This is a genomic window from Daejeonella sp. AP26 (assembly GCF_056680515.1).
Window position 1 is genome coordinate 16,870 of the sequence record NZ_CM155286.1, and the last position, 16,131, is coordinate 33,000.

Sequence of the window (16,131 nt, forward strand, 5' to 3'; positions counted from 1 at the left end):
TTTTAACATGGACAAAAGCATTACTTCCGCAAAAAATTCTCCAATCGTAGTCGGACTTGACATTGGTACTACTAAAATATGTGTTATTGTAGGCCGTCGGAGTGACCATAATAAGATTGAGATTCTGGGTCTTGGCAAAGCCATATCCGCTGGTGTTACCCGCGGTGTTGTATCTAACATTCAAAAAACCGTGCAGGGCATTCTGCAAGCCGTTGAAGAAGCCGGCGCCCAGTCCAATGTGGATGTTAAGATCGTTAATGTAGGTATTGCGGGGCAGCATATTAAAAGTTTACAGCACCGTGGAATACTAACGCGTAAGGAGCTGAATACGGAGATTCAGCATAGGGATATCGACAAGCTGGTTGAAGATATGTTTAAACTGGTAATGCCGCCGGGAGAGGAGATTATTCATGTCCTGCCGCAGGAGTTTACGGTTGATAATGAACCGGGTGTTAAAGATCCTATTGGTATGGCAGGGGTGAGGCTGGAAGCGAATTTCCATATCATTTCCGGACATGTCAGCGCAGTTAAGAATATCCTGAAGTGTGTTGGTAACGCTGGTTTGGAAACACAGGAACTAATTTTGGAGCCCCTGGCATCTTCTGAGTCTGTGCTGAGTGATGAAGAGAAAGAAGCCGGCGTAGTATTGGTTGACATAGGTGGTGGTACTACCGACCTGGCTATCTTCCATGAAGGCATTATTCGGCACACCGCCGTTATCCCGTTTGGCGGAAACAGCGTAACAGAAGACATCCGCGAAGGTTGCTCGGTTATGCGTAACCAGGCGGAATCTTTGAAGACCCGCTTTGGTTCTGCCCTGGCTGACGAAAATAAAGATAATGAGATTATTTGCGTACCTGGTCTGCGTGGAAGGGAGCATAAAGAGATTTCTGTTAAGAACCTGGCTTATGTTATCCAGGCACGTATGGAGGAGATCATCGAGCACATTTATTACGAGATTAAATCATCCGGTTACGAGAAAAAACTTATAGCTGGAATAGTGATCACAGGCGGCGGCGCCCAGCTTAAACACCTGACACAACTGGTGGAGTTTGTCACAGGTTTGGATTGCCGCATTGGATATCCGAATGAGCATCTTGCTAAAAATGAGCTGCTTCCTAAAAATATATATGATGAACTGAAAAGCCCGCTTTTTGCAACTGGTATTGGCTTACTGATTAAGGGGATACAGAAGGCAGAACAACAGTTAATAATAGGTAAAAGCGGCATGGCAGCTGATAGGGTCCTGCCTGTTGAAAAATCTAAGAAGAGCATCGGGCTGTTTGACAGGCTGCTGCTAACGGGGGCCAAATTCATCAAGGACGATATTAAGGATGAGGATTACATCAGGTAATTTTCAACAAAAAGGGAACTTTTCCACATAATCAACAAGTGTTAATAACTCCTGTTGAAAATTATTTAATATTACAAAACGGACTGTCTTAGGAGAGTTCACATTTACCTAACTGATTATTAAGGCTATGCAGTTTGAAATGCTCAAAGAAAAATCATCAATCATCAAAGTGATTGGTGTTGGTGGTGGCGGTGGGAATGCCGTAAACCATATGTACCGTCAGGGAATCACCGGTGTTGATTTTATTATTTGTAACACGGATGCTCAGGCTTTAGAATTGAGCCCTATACCTAACAAAGTACAATTAGGTGCAAGCCTGACCGAGGGAATGGGCGCCGGATCAATTCCGGAAGTGGGGAAAAACTCAGCCATTGAAAATATTGAAGATATCAAGCAGATGCTTGGCAATAATACCAAGATGCTTTTTATTACCGCCGGAATGGGTGGTGGAACAGGTACAGGTGCCAGCCCGATCATAGCCAAAGCAGCGAAAGAACTTGACATCTTAACTGTAGGAATTATCACTACGCCGTTCTCTTTCGAAGGAAAGCGCCGGAAGTCGCAGGCTGAAGAGGGTTTGGATGAATTCAAGAAATATGTGGATTCTTACCTTGTTATCTCCAATGATCGATTACGCGAGATATTTGGTAACCTGACATTGGGATCTGCCTTTGCACAAGCCGACAACATTTTAACAACGGCCGCTAAAGGGATTGCTGAGATAATCACCATCCCCGGATATATGAATGTTGATTTTAAAGATGTTCGTACTGTTATGAAGGACAGCGGTGTGGCCATCATGGGAAGCTCTTCTTCCGATGGTGAACATCGTGCTCTGGAAGCGGTAAAAGGAGCTTTGGCTTCACCACTTTTAAAGGACAACGAGATTGAAGGGGCACGCTACATATTATTGAATATCAGCTCAGGTTCTAAAGAAGTGACTATGGATGAAGTTAGTGTGATTACTGACTATATCCAGGAAAAAGCAGGACTTTCCGCTGATCTGATATGGGGTAACTGTTATGATGAAACCCTTGAAGAGAAGATATCGGTTACGATTATCGCTACAGGCTTCCAAACCATGGAGGAACGTCAGGTAGAGAAAAGTCAGCAGCGTAAGGTATCGGTTCTCACTCCTGATAATGCACCATTGATCCGCCCTGTGAATACCAATAATTTCTTAGAGCCTAAAAAGGAAGAAGAAGTTTTCGCAGAGCCGGTGTTAAAAACGAAGGAAGAAAGCCAGGTTGATCTTTTTGCGGGATACTTTCAAAATAGCCCGGTAAAAGTTGAAGAGCGGCAGGTTTCTCAGAATCCCGAGAAGGTAATTCGTCACACTCTTGAAGAAAAAGAAGAGCCGGCAAATCAACCTCCTCTGTTTGAAATGGATATGAGGCAGGTAGAAAAGACCGAACTCCCAACCTATAATGAGCCGGTAACTGTTCAGGTACCAAAGGAGCCGGAATACCAGGCGCCCGCCCCCAAAACCAACCCGGATGAACACCGGACTGATGAATCTATCGAAGAGCAATTGCGCAAGTCGAAGGAGCGTATTTTACGACTTAAAGATCTAAGCATGAAACTGCGTACCACCAACGGGTTACAGGAGCTGGAAAACGAGCCAGCTTACAAACGTAAGCAGATGGCCTTGCAGCAGGTTCCGCACTCGTCTGAGTCTCAGGTATCCCGTTTCACCCTGTCATCAGATGAAGGGATCACCGAAATTCGCCCGAACAACTCTTTTTTACATGACAATGTTGACTAAAATATTATAACAATGAATGGAAAAGCCTTTGTCTGAAATATTGATAGAGGCTTTTTTTATGCCTCATCGCCGGTTTTTGAACCAATTTGAAAATCAGTTCAAGGATGCTTGAAAATCAGCATTGTAACAAGTAACTTTGCGAAATTGAATATTACAACATTTAAATATAACAGCATTGGATTTATTTGATAAAATTTCGAAGAATATGGGACCACTGGGCCAGCATCAAAAGATGGCTCATGGTTATTTTGCGTTTCCTAAATTAGAGGGTGAAATAGGCCCGCACATGAAGTTTCGGGGGAAAGAGCATTTAGTGTGGAGTCTGAACAACTATCTTGGTTTGGCTAATCATCCGGAAGTACGGAAGGCAGATTCTGAGGCGGCTGAGCAATTCGGTATGGCTTACCCCATGGGAGCGCGTATGATGTCGGGGAACTCAAACCATCACGAAGCTTTAGAGAAAGATCTTGCTGAATTTGTAGGCAAACAGGATGCATTTCTGTTAAACTATGGTTATCAGGGGATCATGTCAGCGATTGACGCTCTTGTTGATCGTCATGACGTAATTGTTTACGATGCTGAATCGCACGCCTGTATCATTGATGGTGTTCGTCTTCACCAGGGTAAGCGTTTCGTGTATACGCATAACAATATTGAGAACCTTGAGAAGCAGCTTGAAAGAGCTACCCGCTGGGTCGAAAATACAGGGGGAGCTATCCTTGTCATCACCGAAGGTGTATTTGGTATGTCGGGCGCGCAGGGTAAACTTAAAGAGATCGCTGCCTTAAGAGACAAATTTAAGTTTCGCTTGCTGATCGACGATGCGCATGGTTTTGGTACTATGGGTGCAACAGGTGCCGGTACTCACGAAGCTCAGGATTGCATTGAAGGGGTTGATATATACTTCGGTACTTTCGCCAAATCTATGGCAGGTATTGGAGCTTTCATAGCCTCAACCGAAGAGATCACTAACTTCCTTCGTTATAATATGCGTTCTCAAACCTTTGCCAAGTCATTACCTATGCCGATGGTTCTTGGGCTGCGTAAGCGTCTTGAATTACTGAAGAGTAAACCGGAGCTTCGTGAAAAGCTATGGGAAATAGCCCTGGCACTACAAAGCGGTCTTAGGGAAAGAGGCTTCGATATAGGCATCACTAATACCATGGTTACGCCGGTTTTCTTTAAAGGAGATCTGGCGGAAGCAACAGCCATAACGATGGACCTTCGTGAAAACTATGGTATCTTCTGTTCTATAGTAATGTACCCGGTTATTCCCAGGGGTCTAATCATGTTACGTCTGATTCCTACAGCTTTACATACTCAGGAGGATGTGCAGCGGACATTAAGTGCATATAGTGAAGTAGCTGAAAAGTTGAAAAGCGGGTTATATAAAGAGCCTAAACTTGCTTCAGCTTAATTTTTTACATATAACTTAAAAAAGCCCTTTAGAGCATCTAGAGGGCTTTTTTGTGTGCGGTGGAATTCTATATGCTTATCGGCGAGTGTATTAACCAAAATTTTTGTAATCCGTATCGTCCTCAACCCTTTAAAATGTGGAAAAAAACCGTCAAAAAGGCGGATTATTATTTTTTTCAAAAATTCGTTTTACCGGAAAAAGATTATACATTAGTGATATAATATCAATTACTAACCCTCACAAAAACTAAAAAGGAGTACAAAAAATGAAAAAATTCACCGAAGCAAAGAACCTAATCGAATCATTGGAAGCAGATGCTGACAAATTCTACAACAAAGCAAACAGTGCTGCCGGTACGCGTGTAAGAAAAGGGATGCAGGATTTGAAAAATTTAGCTCAAGCAATACGTCTTGAAGTTCAGGATATGAAAAACAAGGAAGCCGAGAAAGTGGCTAAGAAAAAATAATTCTTTACTCTTAAAAGAATTAGGCCCGCCATGTAACTGCATAGCGGGCTTTGCTAATATATAGAAACTGCAGTATTATATCAGCTGCAGCTTCTTTAGTTCACCGCCAATTTTTTCACGTGTTTCTGAGCTGATGCTAACTAATGGCAAACGTACAGTTTCGTCACAAATATCAAGCAGCTTAAGTGCTGCTTTCACCCCTCCGGGATTACCTTCCGTAAATAAATGACCCGTTACATCAGTCATGCTATAGTGTAGTGGCTGCGCTTCAATAAAATTTCCTGACAGACACATACGCACCATTGTTGAAAACATGGCAGGCAATGCATTCCCCACTACCGAGATTACACCTACTGCACCCATGGCTATCATAGGCAGCGTGATCGGATCATCACCTGAGATGAAAAGGAAATCAGCAGGCTTATCCTTGATGATCCGGTTAAATTGGTCAAAGTTACCAGACGCTTCTTTTATAGCAATAATGTTTTCAAATCCATGTGCCAAACGCAGGGTTGTTTCGGCAGTCATATTGCTTCCGGTTCTTCCCGGTACATTATACAGGATAACGGGCAGGGGGGAAGTTTCTGCAACAACTTTGTAATGCTGATAGATACCCTCCTGAGTTGGTTTATTATAATAAGGGCTCACGGAAAGAATAGCGTCATAGCCGTTGGTATCGAAGCTTTTCAACTGGCTGCTAACCTCACTGGTGCTGTTACCGCCGATTCCGGCAACCAATGGAACGCGGCCTGCATTCACTTCTGCGGTAAACTTCCATATAGCCTTTTTCTCGTCAGCACTCAATGTAGCCGTTTCGCCCGTAGTTCCTAAGGAAACAAGGTATTCAACGCCGCCACCGATAATGTAATCAATCAGGTTGCGGAGGCCGGGGTAATCTACCGACCCATCTGTATTAAAAGGAGTAACCAGCGCCACGCCGGTTCCATGAAATTTAGTCATTATAATAATCGTGTGTGTTGCAAGATGTTCTTTTCAAAAGGCGAATATAATTATTTGATCATGGCGATCAGCTCATCATCAGAAATTAAGGGAATATTGAGCTTTTTCGCTTTATCCAGTTTGGAAGGCCCCATGTTATCCCCGGCCACCAAATAACTCAGTTTGGCGGAGATGCCGCTTGAAATTTTACCGCCATGAGATTCGATCAGATCTTTCAATTCATCCCGACTGTAGCTTTCAAATACCCCTGAAATCACGAAGGACTTACCCTCCAGTGCATTGCTCTGCAGTTGTACTACCGTTTCTTCTGCCTGGAACTGCAGGCCGTGCAGCCGCAGTTTTTCGATCTGCTCCAGGTGGCGGGGTTCTTTGAAATACGCCAGCAGGCTCTCGGCAATCCGGTCACCAATTTCGTCCACAGATGTTAGTTCTTCTAAGCCCGCGTTCATCAGACTGTCAATATTTTTAAAATGGGCGGCAATCTTTCTCGCTACCGTTTCGCCCACATACCGGATGCCTAATCCAAAGAGTACTTTCTCGAAAGGCATCTGTTTTGACTTTTCAATCCCTTCGAGCATATTATTAATCGACCGTTCGCCAAAACGACTTAGATTCTTTAGCTGGTCGCTTTTCTCATGAAGCGTATATAAGTCGCTGATGTGCTCTATAAAACCCTGACGGTAAAAGGCTTCGACGGTTTCTCCTCCCAGCCCTTCAATATTCATAGCCCGGCGACTGATGAAGTGCTGAATTTTGCCGACTATTTGTGGCGGACAGCCTTCATCATTTGGGCAGTAATGAACCGCTTCGCCTTCCTGCCGGATCAGGTTGCTCCCGCATTCGGGGCAGGTATCAGGATAAACGACTTTTGTGGCATCCGGCTTTCGCTTTTCGGTATTTACTGCGATAATCTTTGGAATTATTTCACCGCCCTTTTCAACAAGCACCGTATCGTTTAGATGGAGGTCCAGTCGCTTAATCTCGTTGGCATTATGCAAGGTGGCGCGTTTTACGATAGTTCCGGCAAGTAATACCGGCTTTAAGTTCGCTACCGGGGTAACGGCACCCGTGCGGCCTACCTGGTAGGTTACCTGCTCCAGAACAGTCTCAACTTCCTGGGCTTTGTATTTATAGGCAATAGCCCATCGTGGTGATTTAGCGGTAAAGCCAAGTTCCTGCTGCTGGGCATAACTGTTTACTTTAATCACTATACCATCAATATCGTAGCTCAGGTCAAAGCGTTTTTTCTCCCATTCGTGAATAAAAGCCAACACCTCATCTATAGTTCCGCATAGTTTGTTGTATTCGCAAACCTGGAAACCCATCCTGGTGACATACTCCAGGCTCTCCCAATGCGAGTTGTAGAGCTTTTTGTCTGTATATAGAAAGTACATGAAGCAGTCCAGAGGACGCCGGGCAACCTCTGCAGAATCTTGCATCTTTAGTGTGCCTGAGGCGAAATTCCGTGGGTTGGCGTAAGGAACCTCATTGTTTTCCAGCCGCTCCTTGTTCAGCCTGTCAAAGGCAGGTCGATGCATAAAAACCTCACCGCGAATTTCAAATTCTTCGGGATAGTCACTTCCCCGGAGTCGCCTTGGTATGGTATGGATCGTACGGGCGTTGGTCGTGACGTCGTCACCCTGGGTGCCATCGCCACGCGTTACAGCCCGCACCAGTTTGCCGTCCTGGTAGGTAAGACTTAGTGAAAGTCCGTCAAATTTAAGTTCACAAACATATTCGAAGTTGTCACCAATCGCCTTTCGGATCCGGTCATCAAAATCCTTTAAATCCTGTTCATTATAGGTATTCCCCAGCGAAAGCATCGGCCATTTATGTTTCACCGTTTCGAATACCTTAGTGATGTCTCCACCCACTTTTTGGGTAGGCGAATCGGGGTCTTGAAACTCTGGATGTTGTTTCTCCAGTTCACCAAGTTCTTCCAGCTTTTTATCAAATTCATAATCTGATATTAAAGGCTGCGCCAGTACATAGTAACTATAATTGTGATGATTAAGCTCCTTTACAAGCTCATCCATGCGCTCTTTAATTTCCGAAACTGACATGAAACGAAGATAGGAATTCTGATTCTAAGAGCCAGTATAACTAATGATTTGGCCCTGCAAATGATAAAATATAGATGCTAAACTTTAGGAGACTGTATGTTCACGTCTGATTATCGGTCATAGCGTGTTCAGCAGGTACATTCGGTTGGTAGAAATATTATATGGATAATATACAGCGTGCCCTCGGCAGGCTTTATAGTATGGGTATGCTGAAAATGGATTTCACAAAGCGTTCCGATGAAACGCTTACCGGTCTCGCCGATCAATTTCTACCGGCAAAACGTTCTAACCGAACGAAATCAGGATACCGTTGAAGTCAGCGACTTAGCAATAAAATAAATTTGTTAGATGGGAATTCAAAATTTCCTAAGACCAATAGATCTGATAAATAAAGAGGATTTAGAAGTTAGCTTCACTTCGCACAGCGTTGGTCCGAGAAGCACGCGGAGCTAATCCAGCCTTCCTTCCAGATCGTCAAAAATACCCATATAGCAGTCCTCCAGGTTTTTCTGGTAGTCCAGCAAAACAACACTTAGCCGGAGTTTTTGGTCATTACTTAGTGGATCACTCCAAAGGCGCATACAGATCCTGTTCAATGCGTAGATCAGGTTTTCCGAATCGCTGTAGCTATGCAGGTAGTTTACTTCCAGAAACTGGTCGAAGAACCGAAAAAACTTTTTCGTATCGGTAACCTTGTTAAGCTCCAAAAAGAGCTTTACGGATTCACGCTCGACCCTGGCCAACTGATCGTAAAAGTGGTGCGCGTTGATCTTTTTCAAATTAAGCAGGATGCTATCCAGCATGAGTTCCAGCGAGATATGAGCCAAAAAGGAAGGCCTAACTTCCGAATCTATTAATATGGGTGCTATTACTTTCCGGATAGCCTGGGTATGTTCAATAAAAAAATCAGATGAGTGGAAGTATCGGTCGACATCCAGGTGCCGCTGCCATCCGGTTAAAATCGATGTAAGTTTATAAGAGTCTTTAAATAAGTGACCTTTTTTTTCCGGATGGATGTTCCATGATTTGTTCGCATTCTTCACCAGGTCGGGCAGTACACAACCCAGCACAAGCTCCGGGTTTGGGGTCTCACGATCGAAATAAAAATGCGACAGGAAGTTCATGCTTCTGATCCGGATAAAAATATAATGCTTTTGCTCTCACTATAAGCCCGTTATTTCGCTTAAGATAGTATAAAATTACAGGATTGAAATCGAAAATTATTACCACCTTTTCAATATATCTGGCGAATTGCTAAATCTTAATGCCATAAACCAACATCTGCAAAAATATTAAGGCAAATTAGAATGTTAACCTTAAATTAACCGTATGGGTAAATACCGGATACTCTCTCTGGATGGAGGAGGAAGTTGGTCCTTAATTCAGGTAAAATGTCTGCGAAGGCTTTTCAGCGATACATTCGGTAATAACGACCCGACTGGACATGAAGTATTAAATTATTTCGACCTCGTTACCGCGAATAGCGGTGGCAGCCTGGTTGCTGCTGCGATGGCCGAGAATTACCGGCTCTCTGAGATCGAGAAAATATTTTATTCAGAGCAACTTCGAAAAAGCATCTTTTCTAAATTGACTATATGGGAGCGAAGTTTGCTCAACTCCCTAAGCAGGCTGGTCAACATCGGCCCTAAGTATGCGACAAACCGGAAGATAAGCGCTCTGCAAGAGATTCTTCCCAAAGTAAGCCATATCCTTCTTCATCATCTTCCCGATTATATCAATCCCAAACATCCAACACACTTCCTGTTAGTCAGCTATGATTATTATCGCAATCGCGCCGAATTGTTCCGCTCCAATCACCAGAGCCAGGCTTTGACGTCGGTAATTGAAAGACGTGTTTTTCCGGATGGTAAAGAAATTCCCGTACCTGATGAACTAACGATCCTGCAAGCAATCCATGCCTCCAGTACAGCTCCGGTCAATTTCTTTAATACCCCGGCTGCTTTTAAGATCGCTGGTATCGACCGGTATTTTTGGGACGGCGCCATCACCGGGAATAACAACCCAGTGCTTATTGGCATTACAGAAGCCTGGACAAATGGGCACAATGCCAAAGATATTCAGATTCTGTCGATAGGATCAGGCGGCACCTTATTTCCGGCTACCGGAGTTTACCCCTTCAGATATAATGAACTAAAGGCGAAAAAAGAGAATCCGGGTTTAATCAATGATGTTAAAAAGATGGCTATGAGTATCGTCAATGATCCCCCTGATTTTGCCACTTTTGTGGCATACACCATGCTCTATCCCGAACTGCCCGTAAGGAATGAAAACTTTATTCGTTTAAACCCACAGCTCCGTCCGAGGCTGATTAATGTTAGCGGCCTGCCCATATGGGATGTTCCTGAGGGGCTGGATATTGATGAATTTACATTCCTTAAGAAACTTAATTTTGATGCCATAGAGAATGAAGAAATTGCGGCGATAGATCAATTTTGCGATCAATGGCTCGCCGGCAATATCCCGAATCAGGCTATCCGGAATGACTTTAAACTAGAGAAAGTACTGGGCCATGATTCCTATTTGCAGGGAATGGAGGATTTTAAAGCGTGGAACAAGGTGATTGCCTGAATAAGGTGTCCGCAAAGCTTCCTTAATTCAGGCTGCTGCCAATAACTATTCAGCGCCTCCCGCTTCATTTTATCAATTCTTATATCTTTGCATTCCTGAATTAAAATACTAACAAATGAATTTTGTAGAAGAATTACGGTGGCGGGGTATGCTGCACGATATAATGCCCGGAACTGAAGAAGAACTGATGAAGAAAATGACTTCCGGTTATATTGGCTTTGACCCAACCGCAGATTCTTTACATGTAGGGCATTTAACACAGATCATGACACTAATCCACTTCCAGCGGGCTGGTCATAAACCCTATGCGCTTGTTGGTGGCGCCACTGGTATGGTTGGCGATCCCTCCGGAAAGTCGGCGGAAAGGAATCTTCTTTCAGAAGAGACGTTGAATCATAATGTACTAAGTCTTGAGGAGCAATTGAAAAAGTTTCTTGACTTTAATTGCGGAGCAAACAGCGCCGAAATGGTGAATAATTTCGATTGGTTTAAGAATTTCAGTTTCCTGGATTTCATTCGTGATGTAGGAAAGCACATCACCGTTAATTATATGATGGCTAAGGACTCTGTGCGTAAGCGACTGGAAGGCGAAACAGGCATGTCCTTTACCGAATTCAGCTACCAGCTGGTACAAGGTTATGATTTTTATTACCTGTGGAAGGAGAAGAACTGCCAGATTCAAATGGGTGGGTCAGACCAGTGGGGAAATATAGTTACCGGTACTGAACTGATCCGCCGTAAAGGCAGCGGTTCGGCGTTCGCAATTACTACACAGCTGATTAAGAAAGCTGACGGCACTAAATTCGGTAAAACCGAAAGTGGCGCGGTTTGGCTTGATCCTGCCAGGACATCTCCTTATAAATTCTACCAGTTCTGGCTCAATGCCAGTGATGACGACGCTAAAAGCTGGATCAGAATATTTACTCTGAAAACACGCGCGGAAATTGAAGGATTAGAACTTGAACATGATGCCGCTCCTCATCTTCGGACACTTCAAAAAGCGCTGGCTAAAGACATTACCATTCGTACCCACTCTGCGGAAGCTCTCGACACTGCATTAAAAACCTCCGACTTTCTTTTCGGCAATGGGTCCCTGGAGTTTTTGTCAGGTCTGGCTCATGATGCGGTATTGGACGTTTTCGATGGAATTCCGAAGTGTAACATCTCCCGCGAGGAATTAATTGAAGGAATTAATGCCGCCGATCTGCTGGCAGAGAAAACAAATGTATTCCCTTCGAAGGGTGAGGCCAGGAAGATGATTCAGGGAGGCGGAGTTTCAATCAATAAAGAGAAAATTACCGACGCAACTAAGCTGTTCAATTCAGACGATCTGATTAGCAGTAAATACCTTGTTGTTCAAAAGGGAAAGAAGAATTATTTCTTACTCATCGTAAAATAAAAAAAGCAGCATATTATAGCCCGATTTTTGTTTTAGGATAGTTTATCCGTATTTTCAATAATTAAAAAGAGAAAACAATGAGCAACAGGCGCACTTTTATTCAGCAAGCCGGATTATTAGCCACCGGTCTGGTCATCAATCCATCGGTTTTTCTGATGAAAGACAAGGTGGTTGGACTACAGCTATACAGCTTACGCGAGTATATCGGCAAAGATGTGAAAGGCGTTATCGCCAAAGTGGCGGCAGCCGGTTATAAAGATGTGGAAACTTATGGTTTTGATGAAAAGAACCAGTTCTTCGGACTAAGCCCTAAAGAGTTTCTTGATCTGTTAAAATCAAATGGGCTTACTACTACCAGTGGTCATTACAACCCTAATGCTTTTTTATATGGCAAAGGAGATGATGAGCTGAAGTATATGATAGAGGGCTCAGCGGCTTCAAATCAGCAGCATTTTGTGATTCCTTACTTAGCCGAAGACATGCGACAAAGCGCCGATGATTATAAAAAGCTGGCGGAAAAATTAAACGTCGCAGCTGAGCTGTGTAAAGCATCAAATTTGCAGCTTGCTTACCATAACCATGATTTCGAATTTAAAGAGTTGGACGGCGTCAAGCCCTACGATATTTTACTGAAGGAAACTGATAAGGCACTGGTTGATTTTGAAATGGACCTTTACTGGGTAGTTCGAAGTGGTAATGATCCTGTCGATTTATTTGCAAAACACCCCGGAAGGTTCAAGTTATGGCATGTGAAAGACATGGATAAAGCCAACAATAAACTAAACACTGAAATAGGAAGTGGGAGTATAGATTACCGAAAGATATTTGCAAAAGCTAAGTTATCCGGTGTTCAGCATTATTTTGTTGAACAGGAAAATTTTGCTATAGATCCGTATGAAAGTATCACCAAAAGCAGTAAGTACGTCAAAAACATACTGCTTAAATAACCAAAATACCGAAAAGCCGTCCGGATCAATCATCCGGACGGCTTTTACATTTCTGCTCTTCTTTAAGGCCAGCAGTCCGGAAGAGTTCATTGCCGCATTCACATTGTAGAACTTATAGTCTACCTATAGTATTATCTAGTATTATCCCATTCCAAACTTAGCCTTTCCTAAGAATACCAGGTTAATGTATTTTTGCATTTTCAGGGAAATAAAGCGATGCTACTGTCGGATTTTATGTCCGCGAGAATTCAGATCTACCTGTTGAAACGCTCATATTTAGCTCGAATAAAATTAAATATCCCGTAGCTGATGAGACCGACTCCCACGGCTCCCAGCAGGTACGAGCCATAAGAAATATGTTCTAAGAAACTTAGTGCTTTGGAGCTATCGCCGGCTTCGGCAGAATTTGAATGTAGTGCAGCTTTTCCAAACAGCCATGCTATTAACAGCCACACACTACCTCGCGCTGCGTAGCCAACCTTTCCGGCCATTAACAATAGTTTTTGGTTACTGCTTCGGCTGGCTTTGGTTACGTGCTTTCTATACTTTTCTGAAAGGCCGTAATAGATCTGGTATATACCAACACCCAGCAGGATGGCCGCCGCAATACCAACTAACCATTGTCCAAAGGGCTTACTCATAAGTTCACGTGCGATATTTTGCTTGTTGTCGCCGGACGACGTTGGGTTTGACAATAAAATTTTTATGGCATATATGGCAAGTGATCCGTAAACAAGGCCACTGAACAGGTAGCGCGCTCGCGAAACAATCCCCTTAACATCACCGCCTTTGTGTTCGGTATCTCCGAAGGTTTGAATTCCGCGCCATATGGCATAGCTCAATAATCCAAGTGCAATAATTCCGAGCATCACTTTGCCGCCGGGTTGTTGGTAGACAAAATCGAAGACCCCGGCTTTATCCGCTTTGCTTGCAGATTGCCCGTTTATATTAAAAGCTGCCATGAAGCACAGCAATCCTAACAGACAATAGACAATTCCTTTTGCAACCAGGCCTGCCTGTGCAATTGGTTTTTGATGGGAGGTCAGGGTATTGGCTGCAAGCATAGTTATGTTTTAAGATGTTTAAATACTAAGATTGAGTGGATTCAGTCACTCTGATTTAAACATTATAACAACGCTCCGCCTGATTGTTTGGTGATTTAATGTCTGAAATTAACAGAGATTATATAAAAGTTGAAATTACATTCCTGTAGCGATGCGAAATATTTTGATAGACCTTGCGGTAACCCTGATGGATTTATTGAAAGTCCGATTGGAGAAATAGACTGATGTATTATGCTGAGGATCCGGGTTTGGATAGCTCCTTCGCTGATTTTCTTTACGGAGTTAACACCATATTTTATGGGCGCATAAGTTATGAGCTTCGTGGTCAGTCTAGGCCTTATAATGATGCAGATTCAATATTGAACTCCATTTTTGATTCGATTCACAGCAAAACAAAATTTGTCTTCTCCATAACCCGGCACCAGGATGATGGAACATCAATTTTTATCAATTCGGATTTTATAGAAAGAGTACAACAAATCAGGCACCAGCCCCGGAAAGATATCTGGCTTTACGGCGGCGCAACGCTTATTACAACTTTCGTCAACCTCGATCTTGTGGGCATATAAAGGCTGGGTGGCCATCCGGTTATCCTGGGAAGTGGAAAGCCGCTTTTCAAAGATATCGAGGGAAGAATTAATTTTGAAATTGATCGAAGCGAAAGGATCACAAAGCGGAGTGACATTATTAAGCTATGAAAGGCGGGATAACGATTCAGAAAAAGCTGGTTCTAGAGTTTGCTATCATCGAAATTCATTGTTTAATTGTGTAAATTCAGGAGAAAAAATAAATCCTATGCGGCATTTCTCAGATAGCACAACAAACTTTTAGAAATTATGGAGGTAAAAGAGCGAATTGACAACTTCTTTGACCGTTATGCTGAAAGGTTTAATAAGTTTTTGGAAGAAGATCTCGTGGATGCTGAAGAAACGGCAGCTTGCTTTTCTGAATGCTTCGTTGAGTCAAGTCCTTTGGGAGTTATTTGTGGAAAGAATGACGAACAATTTAGGACTGCGATTCCACAGGGCTATGCTTTTTACAAAAGCATTGGAATTGCATCAATGGATATCATTTTAAAGAATATTACAGTGCTCGACGAGTACCATGCGATGGTGAAGGTCCATTTGGAGTTCCGCTTTTATCAGAACAGATAGTTTAAAGGGGAACATTGAATTTGATGTCACTTACTTTCTGCAAACAAAGGACGAAGGATTCAAGATTTTCGCTTATATCACCGGCGACGAGCAGGCAGCTCTGAAAGCTAACGGATTAATAGAAGTAGAATGATGGTTGAAAACGGGGAAATCACGTTCGGGGTCGGTATTTGGAAGCTGGCTGGACAAAAATTTAACTGAAAATAAAAGGCATATGGACTCAACGAAACCTAAGAGCATTGACGAGTATATCTCCGGTTTTCCGGGTGAGGTGCAGCATATTTTACAAACTGTGAGAACGACCATCGGGGAGGCGTGTCCCGAAGCGGAGGAGACGATCAGTTATGCTATTCCGACCTTCACTCTTAACCGAGCAAACCTCGTACATTTTGCAGGCTTTAAAAATCATATTGGATTTTACCCTGCACCAACGGGAGGTGAAGCTTTCAAAGAAGAACTTTCTGGCTATAAAACAGGTAAGGGTTCGGTGCAATTTCCACTCAACCAGCCAATGCCGTTGGAACTGATTGAAAGAATCGTCAGGTTTAGGGTTAAGGAAACTCTGGAAAAGGAAAAGAAAAAGAAAGCAAAAAATAAGGTCTGAGGAAACGTTGCAAAAGCGCACTCGATAAAATGGAAGCAGTCTGTCGAGCGGGCTTTTAATTTATCTTTTGTGGGTAACTAATTAATATGAACGAACTCTAGATGCCTTAGTGCATTAGAAAATCTATAAATGGATAACGATTGGCATTTTCCGGTTAATGATCACAGCTTCATTTGCCATCTTTTATTTTATTCTCAAACTTATCGTACCTAAAGAAATATTTAGGACCAGGCAGCGAAAGATATTTCTTTTAGGGCTCGTTGTAGTCGTGTTTGGAATGCTGTTTGGGAAATACGGCGCGAATTATGGGTTGCCCTGGTGGATTTATTATCCGATACCCATGTTGATA

Annotated in this window: 14 protein-coding genes; 10 read left to right on the forward strand and 4 right to left on the reverse strand. The window is 43.1% G+C overall.

What is annotated here, in order from left to right; genetic code table 11:
- Positions 1-7 precede the first annotated feature (7 nt).
- The 4 genes from ftsA to AC1MCB_RS00090 all read left to right on the forward strand — a co-directional run bounded on the left by ftsA (position 8) and on the right by AC1MCB_RS00090 (position 5,002).
- On the forward strand, positions 8-1,354 hold the full coding sequence (ftsA, locus tag AC1MCB_RS00075) for a cell division protein FtsA (RefSeq protein ID WP_479966707.1): 1,347 nt from the start codon (positions 8-10) through the stop codon (positions 1,352-1,354).
- 127 nt (positions 1,355-1,481) lie between these two features.
- Positions 1,482-3,119, forward strand: a complete 1,638-nt coding sequence (ftsZ, locus tag AC1MCB_RS00080; RefSeq protein WP_479966708.1) for a cell division protein FtsZ — start codon at positions 1,482-1,484, stop codon at positions 3,117-3,119.
- A gap of 175 nt (positions 3,120-3,294) precedes the next feature.
- On the forward strand, positions 3,295-4,536 hold the full coding sequence (locus AC1MCB_RS00085; RefSeq protein ID WP_479966709.1) for an aminotransferase class I/II-fold pyridoxal phosphate-dependent enzyme: 1,242 nt from the start codon (positions 3,295-3,297) through the stop codon (positions 4,534-4,536).
- Between the two features lie 265 nt (positions 4,537-4,801).
- A complete protein-coding gene (locus AC1MCB_RS00090) occupies positions 4,802-5,002 on the forward strand; it encodes a histone H1 (protein ID WP_479966710.1) in 201 nt (66 codons plus the stop codon).
- A 75-nt stretch (positions 5,003-5,077) separates the two neighbouring features.
- Here AC1MCB_RS00090 and dapA read toward each other — a convergent pair whose 3' ends face one another.
- From dapA to AC1MCB_RS00105, 3 genes are all read right to left on the reverse strand, one after another.
- The gene (dapA, locus tag AC1MCB_RS00095; RefSeq protein WP_479966711.1) at positions 5,078-5,962 is read right to left on the reverse strand and encodes a 4-hydroxy-tetrahydrodipicolinate synthase; all 885 of its coding nucleotides are present in this window, start codon (positions 5,960-5,962) and stop codon (positions 5,078-5,080) included.
- A 50-nt stretch (positions 5,963-6,012) separates the two neighbouring features.
- Positions 6,013-8,025 carry an NAD-dependent DNA ligase LigA gene (gene ligA, locus AC1MCB_RS00100; RefSeq protein ID WP_479966712.1) on the reverse strand — a complete coding sequence of 671 codons (2,013 nt, stop codon included), beginning with the start codon at positions 8,023-8,025 and terminating at the stop codon, positions 6,013-6,015.
- A 449-nt stretch (positions 8,026-8,474) separates the two neighbouring features.
- Positions 8,475-9,149, reverse strand: a complete 675-nt coding sequence (locus tag AC1MCB_RS00105) for an ACP phosphodiesterase (RefSeq protein ID WP_479966713.1) — start codon at positions 9,147-9,149, stop codon at positions 8,475-8,477.
- Positions 9,150-9,354: 205 nt separating this feature from the next.
- Between AC1MCB_RS00105 and AC1MCB_RS00110 the strand changes: the two genes are divergently transcribed.
- The 3 genes from AC1MCB_RS00110 (at position 9,355) to AC1MCB_RS00120 (ending at position 12,960) form a co-directional block, all read left to right on the forward strand.
- On the forward strand, positions 9,355-10,614 hold the full coding sequence (locus tag AC1MCB_RS00110; RefSeq protein WP_479966714.1) for a patatin-like phospholipase family protein: 1,260 nt from the start codon (positions 9,355-9,357) through the stop codon (positions 10,612-10,614).
- 115 nt (positions 10,615-10,729) lie between these two features.
- On the forward strand, positions 10,730-12,013 hold the full coding sequence (gene tyrS, locus AC1MCB_RS00115) for a tyrosine--tRNA ligase (protein WP_479966715.1): 1,284 nt from the start codon (positions 10,730-10,732) through the stop codon (positions 12,011-12,013).
- Between the two features lie 77 nt (positions 12,014-12,090).
- Positions 12,091-12,960, forward strand: coding sequence for a sugar phosphate isomerase/epimerase family protein (locus AC1MCB_RS00120; protein WP_479966716.1), 870 nt, complete (start codon positions 12,091-12,093; stop codon positions 12,958-12,960).
- 254 nt (positions 12,961-13,214) lie between these two features.
- On the opposite strand, the gene AC1MCB_RS00125 is transcribed toward AC1MCB_RS00120, so the two are convergent.
- Positions 13,215-14,024: a DUF1206 domain-containing protein gene (locus tag AC1MCB_RS00125; protein ID WP_479966717.1), complete on the reverse strand. Its 810-nt coding sequence runs from the start codon at positions 14,022-14,024 to the stop codon at positions 13,215-13,217.
- A 224-nt stretch (positions 14,025-14,248) separates the two neighbouring features.
- Between AC1MCB_RS00125 and AC1MCB_RS00130 the strand changes: the two genes are divergently transcribed.
- The 3 genes from AC1MCB_RS00130 (at position 14,249) to AC1MCB_RS00140 (ending at position 15,782) form a co-directional block, all read left to right on the forward strand.
- The gene (locus tag AC1MCB_RS00130; RefSeq protein ID WP_479966718.1) at positions 14,249-14,593 is read left to right on the forward strand and encodes a dihydrofolate reductase family protein; all 345 of its coding nucleotides are present in this window, start codon (positions 14,249-14,251) and stop codon (positions 14,591-14,593) included.
- A gap of 267 nt (positions 14,594-14,860) precedes the next feature.
- Positions 14,861-15,178, forward strand: coding sequence for a hypothetical protein (locus AC1MCB_RS00135; RefSeq protein ID WP_479966719.1), 318 nt, complete (start codon positions 14,861-14,863; stop codon positions 15,176-15,178).
- Between the two features lie 214 nt (positions 15,179-15,392).
- The gene (locus AC1MCB_RS00140) at positions 15,393-15,782 is read left to right on the forward strand and encodes an iron chaperone (RefSeq protein ID WP_479966720.1); all 390 of its coding nucleotides are present in this window, start codon (positions 15,393-15,395) and stop codon (positions 15,780-15,782) included.
- Positions 15,783-16,131: the final 349 nt, after the last annotated feature.

What these genes read in the sequence shown, in the direction of transcription:
- ftsA (WP_479966707.1), top strand. Translation starts at nt 8, where the DNA reads ATGGACAAAAGCATTACTTCCGCAAAAAATTCTCCAATCGTAGTCGGA.
- ftsZ (WP_479966708.1), top strand. Translation starts at nt 1,482, where the DNA reads ATGCAGTTTGAAATGCTCAAAGAAAAATCATCAATCATCAAAGTGATT.
- AC1MCB_RS00090 (WP_479966710.1), top strand. Translation starts at nt 4,802, where the DNA reads ATGAAAAAATTCACCGAAGCAAAGAACCTAATCGAATCATTGGAAGCA.
- dapA (WP_479966711.1), bottom strand. Translation starts at nt 5,962, where the DNA reads ATGACTAAATTTCATGGAACCGGCGTGGCGCTGGTTACTCCTTTTAAT.
- ligA (WP_479966712.1), bottom strand. Translation starts at nt 8,025, where the DNA reads ATGTCAGTTTCGGAAATTAAAGAGCGCATGGATGAGCTTGTAAAGGAG.
- AC1MCB_RS00105 (WP_479966713.1), bottom strand. Translation starts at nt 9,149, where the DNA reads ATGAACTTCCTGTCGCATTTTTATTTCGATCGTGAGACCCCAAACCCG.
- AC1MCB_RS00110 (WP_479966714.1), top strand. Translation starts at nt 9,355, where the DNA reads ATGGGTAAATACCGGATACTCTCTCTGGATGGAGGAGGAAGTTGGTCC.
- tyrS (WP_479966715.1), top strand. Translation starts at nt 10,730, where the DNA reads ATGAATTTTGTAGAAGAATTACGGTGGCGGGGTATGCTGCACGATATA.
- AC1MCB_RS00120 (WP_479966716.1), top strand. Translation starts at nt 12,091, where the DNA reads ATGAGCAACAGGCGCACTTTTATTCAGCAAGCCGGATTATTAGCCACC.
- AC1MCB_RS00125 (WP_479966717.1), bottom strand. Translation starts at nt 14,024, where the DNA reads ATGCTTGCAGCCAATACCCTGACCTCCCATCAAAAACCAATTGCACAG.
- AC1MCB_RS00130 (WP_479966718.1), top strand. Translation starts at nt 14,249, where the DNA reads ATGTATTATGCTGAGGATCCGGGTTTGGATAGCTCCTTCGCTGATTTT.
- AC1MCB_RS00135 (WP_479966719.1), top strand. Translation starts at nt 14,861, where the DNA reads ATGGAGGTAAAAGAGCGAATTGACAACTTCTTTGACCGTTATGCTGAA.
- AC1MCB_RS00140 (WP_479966720.1), top strand. Translation starts at nt 15,393, where the DNA reads ATGGACTCAACGAAACCTAAGAGCATTGACGAGTATATCTCCGGTTTT.